Here is a 16,391-nt window from a genome sequence, read left to right as displayed (position 1 = left end):
ATCAGATTACCTCGGCTATCTTTTCTACCGCTTCGTTGATTACCGCAAGTGTTGATTCGTAAAACTCCATTCCCTTTCCTATCGGGTCAGGGATATCCAGGTTACTATCATTTATTTTAGCAAATTCTTTCAATAAGAAAAGCCTATTTCTTGCCTCCGGGACCATCTGCAATATTTTTTCTTCATGGATCTTTTCCATGACCAGGATTATATCCGACTTCCTTATTATCGCTTTTGTCACCTGCTGGGAAAAATGCCTGGAGACGTCAATTCCCCGGCTCTTAAGCAGGTGGATAGTCTCTTCTGATGCCCCGAAACCTGAGAGCATCATAATACCGGCTGAAATCACCTCAACATCATCCCTCTTCTTTTCCTTCAGCTTAAGCTTTAATAATCCTTCAGCCATAACCGAACGGCATGAATTTCCCGTGCATATAAATAATACGGTCTTCTTATTTGCTATTCTATCGATAACGTCCTTACTGATTACTCCCTCTCTTAATATCCGTACGTCCTCACCGGTCAAGTCAACTACGGTAGAATCCCTCTGAAACCTGGTAGGCCCGGCATCTATGGCATAATCTACATGCCCATCCATATCTTTTATTGCCTGATTGAAATCAACGGGAGAAGGAGCGCCGGAAATGTTGGCTGATGGGCAAGCCAAAGGTATCCCGGCAAGGGTTACTATCCTTAAAGCGACATCATGGTCGGGCATACGCATGCCTACTGTCCTGCCATCCCTTGAATTTAACACCACAGTCAAGGGCCCCGGCCACAACTTGTCTATGATCTTGTATGCTTTAGTGGATATATTACTGCCAAAATCGTTGACGCTTTCCTTATGGTTTATCAGCAATGAAAAATGTTTTTCTTCGGGGCGTTTCTTTATCTGGGCCAGCCTGGATAAGGCCTTTTTATCAGACATATTCGCGGCTATGCCATAGACTGTCTCGGTAGGTATTATTACCAGGCCCCCGCGCAATATCACATTAGCGGCTTCTTTTAATATATTATCATCCGGCCTGTTCAGGTCGAGTCTGGCTATTTTTGTCTTAATACTCATACCTTAATCTTTATGTTCCTTATCTTATCCCTCATTTCCTTCTTATATGCAACTAATCTTGCCCTGGTATTCTTATCCTCCAAAGCAACGATTTCCAAAGCAAACAAGCCGGCATTACGCGCACCTGCCTTTCCTATAGCCATTGATGCAACCGGCACCCCCGCAGGCATCTGCACGGTAGAAAGCAAAGAATCCATGCCTTTTAGACTGCTTGTCTCTATGGGTATGCCTATCACCGGTAAAATCGTATGGGCAGCGATCACACCTGCCAGGGCCGCAGCCCCTCCTGCAGCAGCGATAAAAACTTTTACTCCTCTTTTTTGCGCGCTCTCTACGTAAGCAGCAAGTTCACGCGGGGTCCTATGGGCTGACAATACTTTTATCTCAAAAGAGGCCTTGAATTCCTTTAAAATATTTACTGTTTCCTGAACAGTCTCTAAATCTGACTGGCTTCCCATTATAATACTGATTTTAGCCATAATATACCTCCTCTGTTATAGCGCCTTTGAGGCAATATCTTTACGGTAATGCATACCATCAAAGTGAATTTTTGAGACTCCCTGATAAGTTTTATTTATCGCTTCTTTAATCGTGGTTCCTAAGCCGCTGACACCCAGCACCCTTCCTCCATCAGTAACGCAAGTGGACTGTGGACTGTGGACTGTGGACGGCAAAAACTTTGTTCCCGCATGAAAAACCTTCACCCCTTCTATTTTCTCAGCTTCTTCTATGCCTTTTATCTCTTTGCCTTTATCATAAGCCCCCGGGTAACCTTTTGAGGAACACACAACGCATACACAACTACGGTTATCCCAATCCAATGTCTTGACTTTTGAAAGCTGTTTTTTTGCGCAAGCCAACATAACCTCGACAATGTCGGTTTTTAACCTTGGCAGGATCGCCTGTGTCTCCGGGTCCCCGAAACGGACATTGAACTCCAGGGTCTTTGGACCATCTTTAGTAATCATTATCCCGGCATATAAAACACCCTGGTATTCGATACCTTCATTTAATAAGCCTTTAACCATCTTGTATATTACTTTCTGCATTATAAGATCGAACATTGCCTTATCAACCACTGGCGCAGGAGAATACGCGCCCATACCCCCTGTATTAGGCCCCTGGTCATTATCAAATATCCTTTTATGGTCCTGGCTTGAAGCAAGGGGTATAACATATTCTGAATCAGTAAATACCAATATGGATGCTTCCGGACCTTCCAGGCAATCTTCGACTATAATCTTCTTACCGGAATTACCGAAAATTTTATCCCTGAGTATTAAAGAAGCTGCCTGGTTTGCTTCTTCCACCGTCTTTGCGACAAATACTCCCTTGCCTTGCGCAAGGCCGTCTGCCTTGATTACGCAGGGCGCTCCCCTGACAGAAATAAACCTTTTTGCTTCATCTAAGTCCTGAAAAACCCTGAACTCTGCAGTCGGGACCTGATACCTGGCCATCATCTGTTTGGAAAATACCTTGCTTGATTCCAATTGTGCAGCAGCTTTATTCGGCCCGAAAATATTTAACTTATATTTTTTGAACTCATCAGCTATACCTAACGACAAAGGCACTTCCGGCCCGACTACTGTAAGGTCAACATTCTGCCTCCTGGCAAAATCCAACAACCCGGTTATGTCATCCGGTTTAATATCGATACACTCTGCCTGTTGCGCGATCCCCGCATTACCGGGAGCACAGAAAATCTTATCTACCGATTTAGACTGCGCTATTTTCCAGACAAGCGCGTGCTCTCTGCCTCCCGAACCTATAACTAATATTCGCATAACTTTATTGTTTAAGCGTTGAACAGCTTAATCGTTTAATAGTTAATCAGCAATGTGATTTATACGTTCGCGGTCACAAAACCGCACCTTCGAAGGTGCGGATGGAGTGTGTACGCTCAGTATTTCGCTCCAAGAAACCTCAGACTTTAGCCTAATGAGCTTCATTTCTCTTTTTGTTCTTTTCTAAGCGGCAATACACCTGCCATCTCGCCGATAACGTTGACCAGTTCTGTATTTGAAGGGACTACTATTTTTGCGTTATTTTCAAGCGACTTCTCAACTGCCTCTAATTTCCTTAGCACCTGCGCGTTACCGACAAAATAATGCTCAGCTGCCTCGTTGACCAGCTTGATCGCCTCAGCCTCGCCTTCAGCCTGAAGGATCCTGGCCTGCTTGATGCCTTCGGCTTTCTTAATTTCAGCCCTCTTCTGGCCATCAGCTGCAGTCTCTGTGGCTGTTGCATAATCAATAGCGGCGATTTTTTCATTTTCAGCTTTTACCACCTTGTTCATCGTCTCCTGGACATCTTTAGGAGGGTCGATTTCCTTAAGCTCAGTACGCACTATCTCAATACCCCAGCTCTGTGTCTCTTCGCAAAGGGTCTTATGCAGCTCTTCGTTTATCTTACCCCTTTCGCTGTTAGCGGATTTAAGCGTAAGCGTGCCGATAATATTCCTTAAGGTAGTGCGGGCAAGATTGACTATCTGCCACTGATAATTATTAACGTTATACAGGGAATTCTTTACGCTTACCTCATCAGGCTTGACCTTAAAATAAACCTGTGCATCTACACGGGCATTTAAATTATCGTTGGTAATAATTTCCTGCGGCTCGGCATCAACCATCTGCTCGGTGATATTGACCATATAAAGGCTCTCAATCACCGGTATTATCCAGTTAAAACCCGGGTTGGCAAAACGGTTGTATTTACCCAGCCTCTCAACCAGCCCGCGGTGAGTAGGACGGACTATCCTTATCCCGGAAAGAAAGATAAAAACTGCGAATACTATGGTCATCGTAAACAAAGGGCCCATTTTTCCTCCTTTTTTAAAATTAATTTATATGCACTTGCCTGGCTCCCGGGGTGACTTTCCCGATAACCCAGGATTTCAAGCTGAATTTTTCCAACTCGCCCTTAACCTGGCTTAAAGCAGCTTTAGGAATAAATAATACCATGCCAATACCCATATTTAATGTCGAGTACATGTCTCTGTCGCTGACATTGCCCTTGTTTTGAACGAGCCTGAAGATTTTCGGTACAACCCAGGAATTTTTGTCAATCCTCAAATCAAATTTTCTCGGTAGGATACGTGATATCTTGTTATAAAAAGCACCGCCTGTAATATGGGATATGCCCCTGATTACCTTACAGTCATAGCCGAATTTATCCAACAAGGCAATCACCGGTTTTACATAAATACGCGTGGGTTCAAGCAGCTCTTTACTCATCCTTTTAAGCTCTGCCTCGGAGAAAACCTTTCTGACCAATGAAAAACCGTTAGAATGCAGTCCGCTTGATTCCAGGCCTAAAGCCAAATCCCCTTCTTCTATTCTTGAACCATCGATTATATTGGCCTCTTCGATCGCCCCTACGCAAAATCCGGCCACATCATATTCACCTTTATCATACATGCCAGGCATCTGGGCAGTTTCTCCTCCGATTAAAGAACACCCCGATTCAATGCAACCGTTATTTATCCCTTTGATTATATCCAGCAGGGTCTCTTCCTTGAGGTCGCTATAAGCTAAATAATCAAGAAAAAACAACGGCCTTGCCCCGGTGCAAAGTATGTCATTTACGTTCATGGCCACAGCATCTATACCGATGGTATCATGCTTATTGACAAGCGCAGCTATCTTAAGCTTAGTGCCTACGCCGTCAGAGGAAGAAACCAGCACCGGGTTCTTGTAGGCCTTTTGGGGGAACCTGAAAAATGCACCGAACCCGCCGATATCCTTAATCACTTCGCCGGTAAAAGATTTCCTCGCCAAAGGTTTTATCTTTTCTTTAAAACTCTCTGCTTTGTGTATATCAACTCCAGCAGACTTATAGTTTATGCTCTTTGTTCGTCTCATAATTTAATCTCTCCCTGGCCGCAGCAACGTGACTCAAGAGAAAATTTGCTATGGCCTGTCTCTGCTTTAACCGGATACCTGCCTGTCCAGCAGGCATTACAATAATATTTTTCGGGATTCTTAAGGCATTTGTGCATCCCTTCAAGGCTGAGATAACCCAGGCTGTCTACGCCTAAATATTTCCTTATCTGTTCAAGTGAGCCGTATTTATTTGCGATCAGTTCGCTGGAACGGTGAAAATCAATACCATAAAAACAAGGGTGCCTGTGCGGCGGGCAGGAAATCCTTAAATGCACTTCTTTGACGCCTGCCCTTCTTAAGTTTCTGACGCGGATCTTCGAAGTATTTCCGCGGACAATAGAATCATCAACAATAACAATCTTCTTGCCTCTTAAAACATCTTTAAGCAGATTGAATTTTACCCTTATCCCGAATTCCCTTATATCCTGGGCAGGCTGTATGAATGTCCTGCCTATATAATGGTTCCTGATTATGCCCATTTCAAGAGGTATACCCGACTCATGAGAATAACCCATCGCGGCTGAAAAACCGGAATCAGGAACAGGGACAACAAAATCCGCATCCACCGGATATTCCCTGGCCAGCTGTTCGCCAAGCTTACGCCTTACCATATGCACCGTTTCGCCAAAAACAATTGAATCAGGACGGGAAAAATAAACGTGTTCAAAGATACACATTGCGAATTTATTCTTCTGCGGGCTGAATTTTACTGACTTGAGTTTATTATCCGAAATAAAGATGATTTCTCCCGGCTCTACATCGCGTACGAATTTTGCTCCGATAAGGTCAAGCGCGCAGGTCTCAGAAGCCAGACACCAGGAATTTCTTAGTTTGCCCAGACAAAGCGGCCTGAAACCCCATGGGTCCCTTACTCCAATAAGAGAATCTCTGTTCATCATAACCAAAGAAAACGCCCCTCTTATCCGCTTTAGCGCATACATAAGGCTTCCTTGCAAATCACGGCATCTTGCCTTGGCCATAAGATGAATAATTAATTCTGAATCGGTTGTTGTCTGAAAAATAGAACCGCGCTTTTCCAGATATGACCTTAATTCCAGGGAATTAACTAGGTTACCGTTATGCGCGATACACATTGTACCTTTGGCATAGTCTATTAATAACGGCTGGGAATTTTTCAAGACACTTGAACCGGTGGTAGAATACCTGACATGGCCGCAGGCAGTATCGCCCTTAAGACTGTTTAAAGTACGGCCGTCGAAAACATCAGCGACTAAACCCATATCTTTATGTACGTGCAGGGAACCGTTGTTGTTCGATACAATCCCGCAGGCCTCCTGTCCCCTGTGCTGCAACGCATACAAACCAAGATATGTAAGCCAGCTGGCCTGCTTATGTCCGGTTATTCCGAACAAACCGCAATATTCCTTTGGATGGTCGTTTAATAAACCGTATTCGTCCATATTTTCCTCTGCTTAAAAAAGTTAACCCTCTTTGCCGGTCCAGCAATACTGGCATATTTTTTGCTCAGGTAAACCGATAGCCTGGATCATGTCCTGCAGTTTCAGATATCTTAAAGTATCAACCTTTAAGTCCCTGGCAATCCACTTTACCATTCTTTTATATTCGTATGATCCTTCATCAAGATACCGTTTTATATTTTTGGTATCTTTGCCTTCAAGCGCTCTGATCGCCTTACGGGCAGCTAATTCTTTTATCTGACGGGTGGAATAATTGAATTTGCACGGGAACATAAGCGGCGGGCAGGCGATCCTCAAATGGATCTGTTTTGCTCCGCAATTAATGAGTTTCTGAATAGTATAATTCTTGAGTTGCGTGCCCCTGACGATTGAATCATCACAAAAAACTATGCGCTTGCCCTTTATGATCTCGGGAATAGGAATAAGCTTCATCCTTGCGACCAAATCACGCATATGCTGGGAAGGCGGAGTATAGCTACGGTCATAACCAGGGGTATATTTTACCAGTGGCCTGCGTAAAGGTATGCCTGATTCCATCGCATAACCTATTGCATGCGCGGTGCCTGAATCCGGTATCCCGGCAACCATATCCGCATCAACCATATCATTCTTAGCCAGGCAGCGACCGCACCTTTCTCTTGCCGCCTCTACGTTGTGGCCTTCATAGGAAGAAGCAGGAAACCCGGTATATATCCATAAGAATGAACAAATTTGTTTTTTATCCGAACACTTTTTTCTGGTTGTGATACCTCGCTTGTTTAAAAATATTATCTCTCCGGGCTCAAGGCTCTTGTCTATTTTATATCCAAGATTATGAAAAGCGCTTGTTTCTGTAGTGACCGCGAAAGAGCCCGATTTTATCCCGACAGTCAAAGCGCTATATCCCAGACGGTCCCTGGCCGCATAGATCCCATCCTTAGTCAACAAAAGCAAGGAACAGGAACCCCTTATCGCCTTAAACATCTTTTCTATGCCATCAATTATATTTTCTCCTCTTATTATTAATTTGGCAATTAATTCCGTGGTATTGACAGAGCCGTCGGTTACTTCACTGAAGGACTGCCCTTTCTTATAAAGATCCTCGGCTAGCTGAACCGCATTGTCAATAAATCCATTAGTCACTATGGCAAATGCACCGAATCTGGAATGCACCAATATGGGCTGTTCTTCTTTAGAGCTGATCACCCCTATGCCCATAGCCCCCTGCATATTTTTATATTCTGTAAAGAATTTAGCTTTAAACTGGCTGCCTTTTATATCATGTATTTTACGTTGAATTTCCCCGGTTGAAACTGCCAGCCCCGCAAACTGCGTGCCGAGGTGAGAATGATAATCAGTGCCATAAAACAAATCATCACTACAGCTGTCCCTGGAGATTACTCCGAATATACCGCTCATTCAAATTTCCCCTTTCTAAGCTCATTTATTATATATTCAACACCGTTTCTGAATATCTGCAAACCATCGCCTTCTTTTACTCCTGCTGCATTTTCAGTCCATGACCTTGGATGCTGCAATAGATCAATATGGCGCTCCGGATGCGGCATAAGCCCGAAGATCCTTCCCGTTTCATCGCATATACCGGCGATATTCTCTATTGAACCGTTCGGATTATAAGGATAGTCTGCCAACTGCGTATCTTCATCGCAATATTGCAGAACAACCTGCCCGCTCTTAAAAAGGTTATCAAGCACATTTTTGTCTCTGGTTATGAATTTCCCTTCCCCGTGGGCAACCGGCAGATAAATCTTGTCAGGTAAATTACGCGTCCACACGCATTTAGCTGATAGCTGACGGCTGATAGCTGACGGCTTTAAATAAACCCACCTATCCTCAAATTTTGCGCTATCGTTAATTATCAGGCTTGCCTGCTGTTTAAAGTCTTTAGCGCCTGCCAATAACCCGCTTTTTACTAATATCTGGAAACCATTGCATATGCCTATTATGACCTTTCCTTCTGAGATAAAATTCTCTATATCCTTGCGCAGTTTAAACCTCAGCTCATTGGCAAAAACCCTGCCTGCGCCCAGGTCATCACCGTAAGTAAATCCGCCGGGTATAGCCAATATCTGAAAACTATGCAGGCTCCTGCTGCCTGCTATAAGCTCGTTTATATGCACTAATTCACATACAGCGCCTGCTTTTCCAAAAGCAGCAGCGGTTTCTAAATCACAGTTGGTACCTGCGCTTCTTAATACGCAGACTTTAGGCTTTTGCATAAAACTTCCTTATGGCATCGACTACTTCTTTGGGCTTATCCACAACAACAAAAATATCCAGGTCCTCTTTGCTTATGTTACCGTTTGCTAAAACAGTGCTTTTAAGCCAATCCAGAAGGCCCTTCCAATATTCCGAGCCGAATAAGACTACGGGGAATTTGGATATCCTCTTGGTCTGAATAAGATTAATGGCCTCGGTGAACTCATCCAGCGTCCCGTAACCTCCGGGGAGTATTACAAAAGCTTTGGCATATTTAACAAACATCACTTTTCTGACAAAAAAATAATGAAAATCAAGAAGCGTATCTACATATTTATTTGCTTTTTGCTCGCTGGGTATCTGAATATTTAAGCCCACAGAACACCCGCATGCCCTCTTTGCCCCTTTGTTGGCAGCTTCCATAAGCCCGGGGCCGCTGCCGGTAATAACAGCATAACCTTCTTTTGCCAAAAGATAGGCGACTTCCTCGGCCAATTTGTAGTGTTTATTATCCGGTTTTGTCCTGCTTGAGCCGAATATCGAAACAGCTTCTCCCAGTTTGGATAATACTTCAAAACCTTCGACGAATTCCGACATTATACGGAACACCCGCCAAGTATCCTGCCTTACAAAATCATCTGAATCATCCAATAGCTCGTCTTTCTTGCGCTTAGTATTTTTCACCATTGCAAAGGCTCCTTCCAGGCCGTCTTAAGCTCATCTACAGATGCCCTGATACATGTTTTACCGTCTAAACCATGGACTTCCAATATACCCTCTTTAGTTACGCATCCGATTAAGCCGTAAACAATGCCTTTAAGCGTTTTTTCAAAAGCTTTTTGGTTTTCGCGGCTCACTTCTACTATAAATCTGGAATTAGATTCGGAAAAAAGCACACAATCATTACTAAGCCTTGCCTTGCTGTTATTAAACGGCGCCTCGGATAAGAAAACTCTCATGCCAAGGTTCCCAGCAAAAGACATCTCGGCGCAACTCACGGCTAAGCCTCCGTCAGAACAATCATGGATAGATTCTACCAGGCCGCTAGAGGCAGCTTTACTTAAAGCGACAAATGTTTTCTTTGCCTTAATAACATCTACCTTCGGTACGGTATTGCCTACATAACCAAGAATATCATAGTAATGTGACCCTCCCAACTCATTAAAAGTTTCTCCTACGATATACACGAGGTTGCCCGGCTTCTTAAGGTACATCGAAACGGCTTTTGATACATCCTGCATGACTGCAATGGCAGAAATCAGTAAAGTACCCGGGATAGAGATGGATCTTTTATTGACCGTGAATTCGTTATACAGGCTGTCTTTACCCGATATAAAAGGCAGGCCAAAACCTTTTGCAATATCATAACATCCTAAAGCAGCGCGCACTAAACCTCCAAGCCTATCAGGCTTATCAGGATTGCCCCAGCAAAAATTATCTAATAATGCGACCCTCCCAAGTGATCCGCCGACTGCGATTATCTGCCTTAATGCCTCGTCAATGCATGAAGCAGCCATCCAGTAAGGGTCGATTAGGCCGAACCTGAAATTGATCCCGTTAGATAAAATAATGCCCCTGTTTGAATTTAATAAAGGCCTGTTTACTGAAGCATCAGCCGGGCCGTCGTTAAACTTGCCTATAAGAGGCTTAACAACAGACCCCCCCTGGACTTCATGGTCATATTGCCTTATAACCCACTCCTTGGAACAGATATCATAATGAGAAAGAAGCTGTTTTAAAGTTTTAGTCACATCCTTTGGACAGCGAAGCTTCGGTTCCCTGTAAATATGCTGTTTAAATACGGCTTTCTTTTCTATTTTAGGCAGCCCTTCATGCAGAAAACCCATTTCCAATTCACAGACTTTCTTATCGTTATAATAAAGCCTTAATTTATCATCACCCGGGAACTCTCCGATAACTGCTGCTTCCACATTCTCCTTAGTAAAAACATCTATCAATTCTGCTATATTCTCTTTCGGCACCGAAAGGACCATTCTTTCCTGCGACTCCGAGATCCATATCTCCATATAAGAGAGGCCGCTATATTTAAGCGGGACTTTATCCAAATATACAACCGCTCCCAGGTCTTGGCCCATTTCCCCGACCGCACTGGATAGCCCGCCAGCTCCGCAATCAGTTATCGCGCTATACAAACCCCTATCCCTTGCTTTAAGGATAGTATCAACCATCTTTTTTTCCTGTATGGGATTACCGATCTGGACTGCCCCGCTTGATATTGTTTCAGACTCATGGGTAAGCTCGCCGGAAGAGAATGTCGCACCGTGTATGCCGTCTCTTCCCGTCCTGCCGCCGACTACAACGATTAAATCCCCCTTCCTCGGGTTTTTAAATGCTTTGTCTTTAGGCATTATTCCGACGGTGCCGCAATAAACTAATGGATTGCCCACAAATCTGTCATGAAAAAGGATGGCGCCGTTAACAGTGGGGATCCCCATTTTGTTACCATAATCCCTGACTCCTGAAACAACCCCCTTCATCACTCTTTTCGGATGCAACGTACCTGCCGGTAATTTACTGAAAGGATAATCCGGGCTGGCAAAACAAAAAACGTCGGTATTAAGGATAGGTTTTGCGCCCATACCGGTGCCTAACGGGTCACGGATTACCCCGCCCACACCGGTATTTGCCCCTCCGAAAGGCTCAAGTGCTGAAGGATGGTTATGGGTCTCTACTTTAAAACAAATGTTGTAATCGTCATCAAACTTTATGACACCTGAGTTATCCTTGAATACCGATACGCACCAGGGCTTATTAAGCTCTTTGGTGACCTTCATTATCGTTGATTTAAGGAGATTATCAATCTTTTTAGTGCACAGTGCACCGTTCACAGTTGACTGTTTATAATCTATCTTACCCCTGAACGTTTTATGCCAGCAATGCTCTGACCAGGTCTGGGCTATGGTCTCCAGCTCACAATCCGTAGGATCGCGTTTAAGCTTCCTGAAGTAATCCTTAATTGCGCGCATCTCATTTATATTAAGAAACAATTGCCCGCTTTTACTAAGCTGCATTAATTTCTTATCACCGGCTTTTAGCAACCCGACAGTAACTAATCTGAATTGATATTTTACTTCCGCCGGGATTTTGTCTTCTGCCATGCGCGGGACTATATGCTGTATAAGCTTATTGTATAATAATTTATCACAGATTATTTTCAGCTGATGGTTATTAAGCCTGCCTTTGATGATATATTTTTTAGCTGTTTTTATGGAAGTTACCGCGGATATTCCTATGTCCCTGATTGCTTTAAGGCTGGACTCTTCAACCGGGTCCATAACTCCCGGATTATAGGCTACTTCGACTACGTGGGTATTATTGCCGAAACTATTGTTTATTTGGCTGGTTTTTGAAAAAGAGTACTCTTGTGAAACGCTGTCTAAAAGGACTTCCTCGCATATTTTCTTTACATCATCAGGGGTAATGCTGTCCTTTATTATATATATCTGTATAAACTTTACATCTTCAACGTCGTAAATACCCAGGTCAAAGATATCCCGCTTAATACCCTCTCCGATTGCATCAAATACCTCGGCTTTATCTTTTATTTCAATTTTCCAAGACATGAAAACTCCGTAAAATTAGGCAGGAAAAAATTAGTTTTAAAAGGCAAAATAATGTATTATTTATTTCCCAAAGAGTGGTTTATTCTAAGGACAAACGACACCCTCTCAACTTCCTGCTCTGCTTTTAATTTCTGCTCAATGGTACCGCTTATTATTTCTGGCAGGGTAAAGCATTAACAATATTGTATATATTATTACAGCCCGACATTATGGAAGATCTTATCAACATGCCGGAGGTAATAATCCAAGTCAAATATCTTATCTAATTCTTTGGGGTTGAGATGTTTCAGGAGCTGGCTGTCTTGAAGTAAGTTATCCCTGAAACTCTTTTGGCCCTTCCAGGTCTTCATCGCGCACCTCTGCACTATATCATAAGCCTGGCTGCGCGCAAGACCCTTAGCCATAAGCGCTAAAAGCACCCTTTGAGAAAATATCAGGCCCTTGGTCTTAGCCATATTCGCCAGCATATTATCAGGATGCACAACGAGCCCATCGATTACTTCTATGAATTTATGGAGCATGTAATCCAACGCCAGGGTAGAATCGGCAAATATAACCCTTTCTGCCGAAGAATGGCTGATATCGCGCTCATGCCACAATGACACATTCTCAAGCGCAACTAACGCATTACCTCTCAATAAACGGCTGAGACCGCATATACGTTCACAAATAACAGGGTTTCTCTTATGCGGCATAGCAGAAGACCCCTTCTGGCCTTTTCCAAAAGGCTCTTCTGCTTCCAGGACTTCCGTACGCTGAAGATGCCTTATCTCAGTGGCGAATTTTTCTAAAGAAGCTCCGATTATAGCCAATGTGCACATATACTCGGCATAAATATCCCTCTGGATTATCTGTGTAGAAATCTTAGCCGGCCTGAGCCCGAGCTTCCTGCAGATATAAGCTTCTGCCTGCGGGTCTATATTGGCATATGTACCCACAGCTCCGGATATCTTTCCGGTTGATACTGCTTCTTTTGCGGAACGCATTCTTTCTATATTACGCTTGGTTTCGTCATACCATAGCGCCAGCTTAAGGCCGAATGTCGTCGGTTCAGCATGTATACCGTGGGTCCTGCCTATGCAAACCATATCTTTATATTTCAAGGCTTTTCTGGAAAGCACAAAAAGCACCCTGTTAAGTCCGCCGACTATAATATCAGAAGCACTCTTAAGTTGTACCCCTAAAGTAGTATCAAGCACATCTGAAGACGTAAGCCCCATATGCAGGTATTTTGCGTCTTTCCCGATATAACTTCCGACGCAATTGACAAAAGCAACGACATCGTGCTGGGTTTTTTCTTCTATTTTCTTTATCTGTTTAATATCAAATTTTGCTTTTTTCTTTATTCTTTTTAGAGAGTCAAGCGGGACCGCTTTTTTAGAGGCAAGGTATTCTAAGGCAAATATTTCTATGGCAAGCATCGTCCTGAACTTAAAATCCTCCTGCCATATTTTTCCCATTTGGGGCAGACAATAACGCTCAATCATAGGCATCCTCCGCAGGCAATTATTATATCAGAATTTAAATCTTTGGCAAATCAATTTCTATAGCTATAAATGCTGATTTTGCCTAACTAAAAGAGGTATATAAACTTGTCAGCCAGCCAAAAAACGCTAATTTTAACCCGGGTGACCTTCAATAATGCTGCAAGCAATCTTATTATATCTTCGCAGTCAAAGGTTTAGCTTGACTGCTATCTAAATAACCGGTTTTTCCCCGGCCTATAAGAAAGCTATAGTCATTTGGCTTGTGTATTTTAAGCCAAATCATGCCGTAGGCCTTGATCCATTCCATAGCTGCCCTTTCCCTGCCTATATCCTTTTTTAGCCTTTCACTCTCTATCCATTTGTACCTGTCAATCTCCCGGGCAACACGTTCGTCATCCAGAAGCCTGAGGAAAAGAATCGCATCCATAGAAATTCTCCTAAAGAAATATTTTTGCTGTAATTATTTGTTAATTATGGTGGCTTGATAAGGCAGGTTTGTAAATAAAATGTTATGAAGACGTTTTGCTGCTATAAATTTTTTCTACCTTACCAATCATTTATATATTATCCATGAACCAGAAATTGTCAAGGGGATTATATTAGTTCATTGTTCATAGTTCATGGTTCATAGAAATATTCATATGTCCACGAACCATCAACCATGAACTCATCTCTATGCACTATTTGAATTCATCCCGTATTTTAGGCAGAGATAAGAACCAGGCAAGTAGTAACCAAAATATATATACGATTACTTTTCTTTCATTCAGGACTATCGAAAGCCTGGCTATCGGGCTCTTTAACAAAGACTCCAGGGCAATAAACTGGCCGATATCCGTGATAAGCCAAAACCCGAGAAAAACCAGACAGGAGCCAAGTATCATTTTCAGCGCCCATTTCTTATTGTCAAACACAAAGATCGAAGCGATCAATCCTAGCAGGCTGACAATAGTACAAAACAAATATTTAAGAGTGATAAACCAGGGGTAGCTTCTCAAAGGGAAAAAGAAAGTAAAAAACAAGAAACTATAGCCAAAAAATATCAACGAAAGCAGTGATATCAAAGAAATCCTTATCTGTTTACTTTCCATTATCTCCAAAGAATATCTCTCCACAATAGAATTAAAAAATTATTTTTTATTTCCGGTGTTACTGTTTCTATCCGGTACATTACTTGTCGCGGCCTGTGACGTAATCTCTTGCCTAAGCTGCATCAATTTACTGTTTATTTCGGCTATCTTTGCCTGATCGCCATCCATTGCAGCTTTCATAAGTTCAGAGGAAAGCTTGAAAGTATCAGCCAAAAGCTGATGCTGCTGGCTGGCCCCTTCCGGCGCTTTCATGTTCTGAAGTTTTTTATAAGCTTCCTCGGATTTTTTCTTTACCCCTTCCAGTGAGGCCTTGTTGCCTGAGCCCTGCATAATACTGTTTGATTCGCTCATTATAGATGACATTGAATCCTGTACTATTGCGTTAACCTCATTCTCGTATTCCTGAGCGGGAACTTCCTCCTCAGGGCTCTGTGCTTCCGGCCGGATTATGTCTGCATTACGGTCAAGGCTGCCTTCTATCTTTAAAAGCTCCGGAGAAGGTTCAGGGACGATCCTGTCAATTTCATCAACAAAATACACCAACGGCACGCCCTCAAAATCAATTTTTATATGCTTATCTGTCCTCTCAATGATGTCTCCGTTGACCTGTTTTCCGGATTTAAGAATCACGGTTTCGGCGTAAGAATATGTGCAGGTATTTGCTGATATAAAAACCAGCAAGAAAAATATTGCGGCCTGCCGATAAAAAAAATACGGGGGCTGCTTTAAGACAGTTCCCGTATTAAATTTATCGCGAGGAGTCATATATTCAAAAATATTATTCCTGTTTGACCCGGTTTCGGACTTTTTCTCTTTTTGATATTTCAGCATACCAGGGGCATTCCCAGCAATTCTTGAATTCTCTAGGCTGCATAGGAGAGCATCCTGCGAGAAACCAGCATCTCTGCCCATATTTTTCTTTATAAACAGCACAGCGCTCTCTAATAGCCTTAACACAAGAGCAATATTGCCAGCAGTTCTGGGGCGATTTCATATTTTCCATTCCCACCTCCATAAGAATGGAATCCCGGATGAACCTGCTGCAATATTTATCTACTGCCGGGATCAAATACTTACAGGTTATATTTTACTTCATCAAATCAATAATTCAAGGGAAAAATATATTAAGAAAATCAAGGATAATTCTGGCGGATGTTGGTTTTATCTATGAGGGAGAACGGACTCTAAAAATATTGCGGGGGCCCGATTTGAACGGACGACCTTCAGGTTATGAGCCTGACGAGCTACCAGACTGCTCCACCCCGCGAATCTATAGAGTTCACGGTTCACCGTGCACAGAGCACTGTTCTGAATAAATTAATCAAATCCATGAACTACGCTCTATGAACCATGCACAAACTTACTTTATCTACTTTCTTCCGGTATTACTTTTATCGGTACTTCACCCTTACGGACAACCCCCATCTTTTGCCTTGCGACATTTTCCTGATAAAGAGTATCGCTTTTTACGCGTTTCAGTTCTTCCGTAAGTAAATAATTATTTATATTCAGATCCCGCATTTTTTTCTCGAGATCGTTATTTCTCTCCCTTAATTCCTGAAGCTTGGTGTAGCCCGGAAGAAAGATTATCAGTAGCAAAACCGCGATACCGAACAACCAAAATGCTTTCTTTAACATACATTA

Annotated in this window: 15 protein-coding genes and 1 tRNA gene; all 16 read right to left on the bottom strand. The window is 42.9% G+C overall.

The window, feature by feature from the left end; all coding sequences use genetic code 11:
* Position 1 precedes the first annotated feature (1 nt).
* The 16 genes from C4533_01370 to C4533_01295 all read right to left on the bottom strand — a co-directional run bounded on the left by C4533_01370 (position 2) and on the right by C4533_01295 (position 16,385).
* On the bottom strand, positions 2-1,066 hold the full coding sequence (locus C4533_01370; GenBank protein RJP29666.1) for a threonylcarbamoyl-AMP synthase: 1,065 nt from the start codon (positions 1,064-1,066) through the stop codon (positions 2-4).
* Positions 1,063-1,545, bottom strand: a complete 483-nt coding sequence (gene purE / locus C4533_01365; GenBank protein RJP29665.1) for a 5-(carboxyamino)imidazole ribonucleotide mutase — start codon at positions 1,543-1,545, stop codon at positions 1,063-1,065. The genes C4533_01370 and purE overlap by 4 nt, the downstream gene beginning before the upstream one ends.
* A gap of 15 nt (positions 1,546-1,560) precedes the next feature.
* A complete protein-coding gene (purD, locus tag C4533_01360) occupies positions 1,561-2,850 on the bottom strand; it encodes a phosphoribosylamine--glycine ligase (GenBank protein ID RJP29664.1) in 1,290 nt (429 codons plus the stop codon).
* Between the two features lie 161 nt (positions 2,851-3,011).
* Entirely contained in the window at positions 3,012-3,884 is an 873-nt protein-coding gene (locus C4533_01355) for an SPFH/Band 7/PHB domain protein (GenBank protein ID RJP29663.1), read from the bottom strand.
* 19 nt (positions 3,885-3,903) lie between these two features.
* Positions 3,904-4,926, bottom strand: coding sequence for a phosphoribosylformylglycinamidine cyclo-ligase (locus tag C4533_01350; protein RJP29662.1), 1,023 nt, complete (start codon positions 4,924-4,926; stop codon positions 3,904-3,906).
* Entirely contained in the window at positions 4,923-6,368 is a 1,446-nt protein-coding gene (locus C4533_01345) for an amidophosphoribosyltransferase (GenBank protein ID RJP29661.1), read from the bottom strand. Before C4533_01345 ends, C4533_01350 begins: the two co-directional genes overlap by 4 nt.
* Positions 6,369-6,389: 21 nt before the next feature.
* Complete coding sequence (locus tag C4533_01340) at positions 6,390-7,784, bottom strand: amidophosphoribosyltransferase (protein RJP29660.1); 1,395 nt, start codon at positions 7,782-7,784, stop codon at positions 6,390-6,392.
* Positions 7,781-8,605 (bottom strand): phosphoribosylformylglycinamidine synthase I, encoded by an 825-nt coding sequence (purQ, locus tag C4533_01335; protein RJP29659.1) that lies wholly within the window; start codon positions 8,603-8,605, stop codon positions 7,781-7,783. The genes C4533_01340 and purQ overlap by 4 nt, the downstream gene beginning before the upstream one ends.
* On the bottom strand, positions 8,592-9,272 hold the full coding sequence (locus C4533_01330; protein RJP29658.1) for a TIGR00730 family Rossman fold protein: 681 nt from the start codon (positions 9,270-9,272) through the stop codon (positions 8,592-8,594). The genes purQ and C4533_01330 overlap by 14 nt, the downstream gene beginning before the upstream one ends.
* A complete protein-coding gene (purL, locus tag C4533_01325; GenBank protein RJP29657.1) occupies positions 9,266-12,169 on the bottom strand; it encodes a phosphoribosylformylglycinamidine synthase subunit PurL in 2,904 nt (967 codons plus the stop codon). The genes C4533_01330 and purL overlap by 7 nt, the downstream gene beginning before the upstream one ends.
* 194 nt (positions 12,170-12,363) lie before the next feature.
* A complete protein-coding gene (locus tag C4533_01320; protein ID RJP29656.1) occupies positions 12,364-13,656 on the bottom strand; it encodes an adenylosuccinate lyase in 1,293 nt (430 codons plus the stop codon).
* Between the two features lie 172 nt (positions 13,657-13,828).
* Positions 13,829-14,083 (bottom strand): hypothetical protein, encoded by a 255-nt coding sequence (locus C4533_01315; GenBank protein ID RJP29655.1) that lies wholly within the window; start codon positions 14,081-14,083, stop codon positions 13,829-13,831.
* Between the two features lie 253 nt (positions 14,084-14,336).
* Entirely contained in the window at positions 14,337-14,747 is a 411-nt protein-coding gene (locus tag C4533_01310) for a hypothetical protein (GenBank protein ID RJP29654.1), read from the bottom strand.
* Positions 14,748-14,786: 39 nt separating this feature from the next.
* A complete protein-coding gene (locus C4533_01305; GenBank protein ID RJP29653.1) occupies positions 14,787-15,680 on the bottom strand; it encodes a hypothetical protein in 894 nt (297 codons plus the stop codon).
* A gap of 260 nt (positions 15,681-15,940) precedes the next feature.
* Positions 15,941-16,014: transfer RNA gene (locus C4533_01300), tRNA-Met, on the bottom strand.
* Positions 16,015-16,112: 98 nt separating this feature from the next.
* Complete coding sequence (locus C4533_01295; GenBank protein ID RJP29652.1) at positions 16,113-16,385, bottom strand: hypothetical protein; 273 nt, start codon at positions 16,383-16,385, stop codon at positions 16,113-16,115.
* Positions 16,386-16,391: the final 6 nt, after the last annotated feature.

It is taken from the genome of Candidatus Omnitrophota bacterium, from assembly GCA_003598025.1.
Classification (GTDB): Bacteria; Omnitrophota; Gorgyraeia; order Gygaellales; family Profunditerraquicolaceae; genus Profunditerraquicola.
The sequence above is the reverse complement of the archived record's forward strand: the minus strand, read 5'-3'. Positions and strand labels throughout refer to the sequence as shown.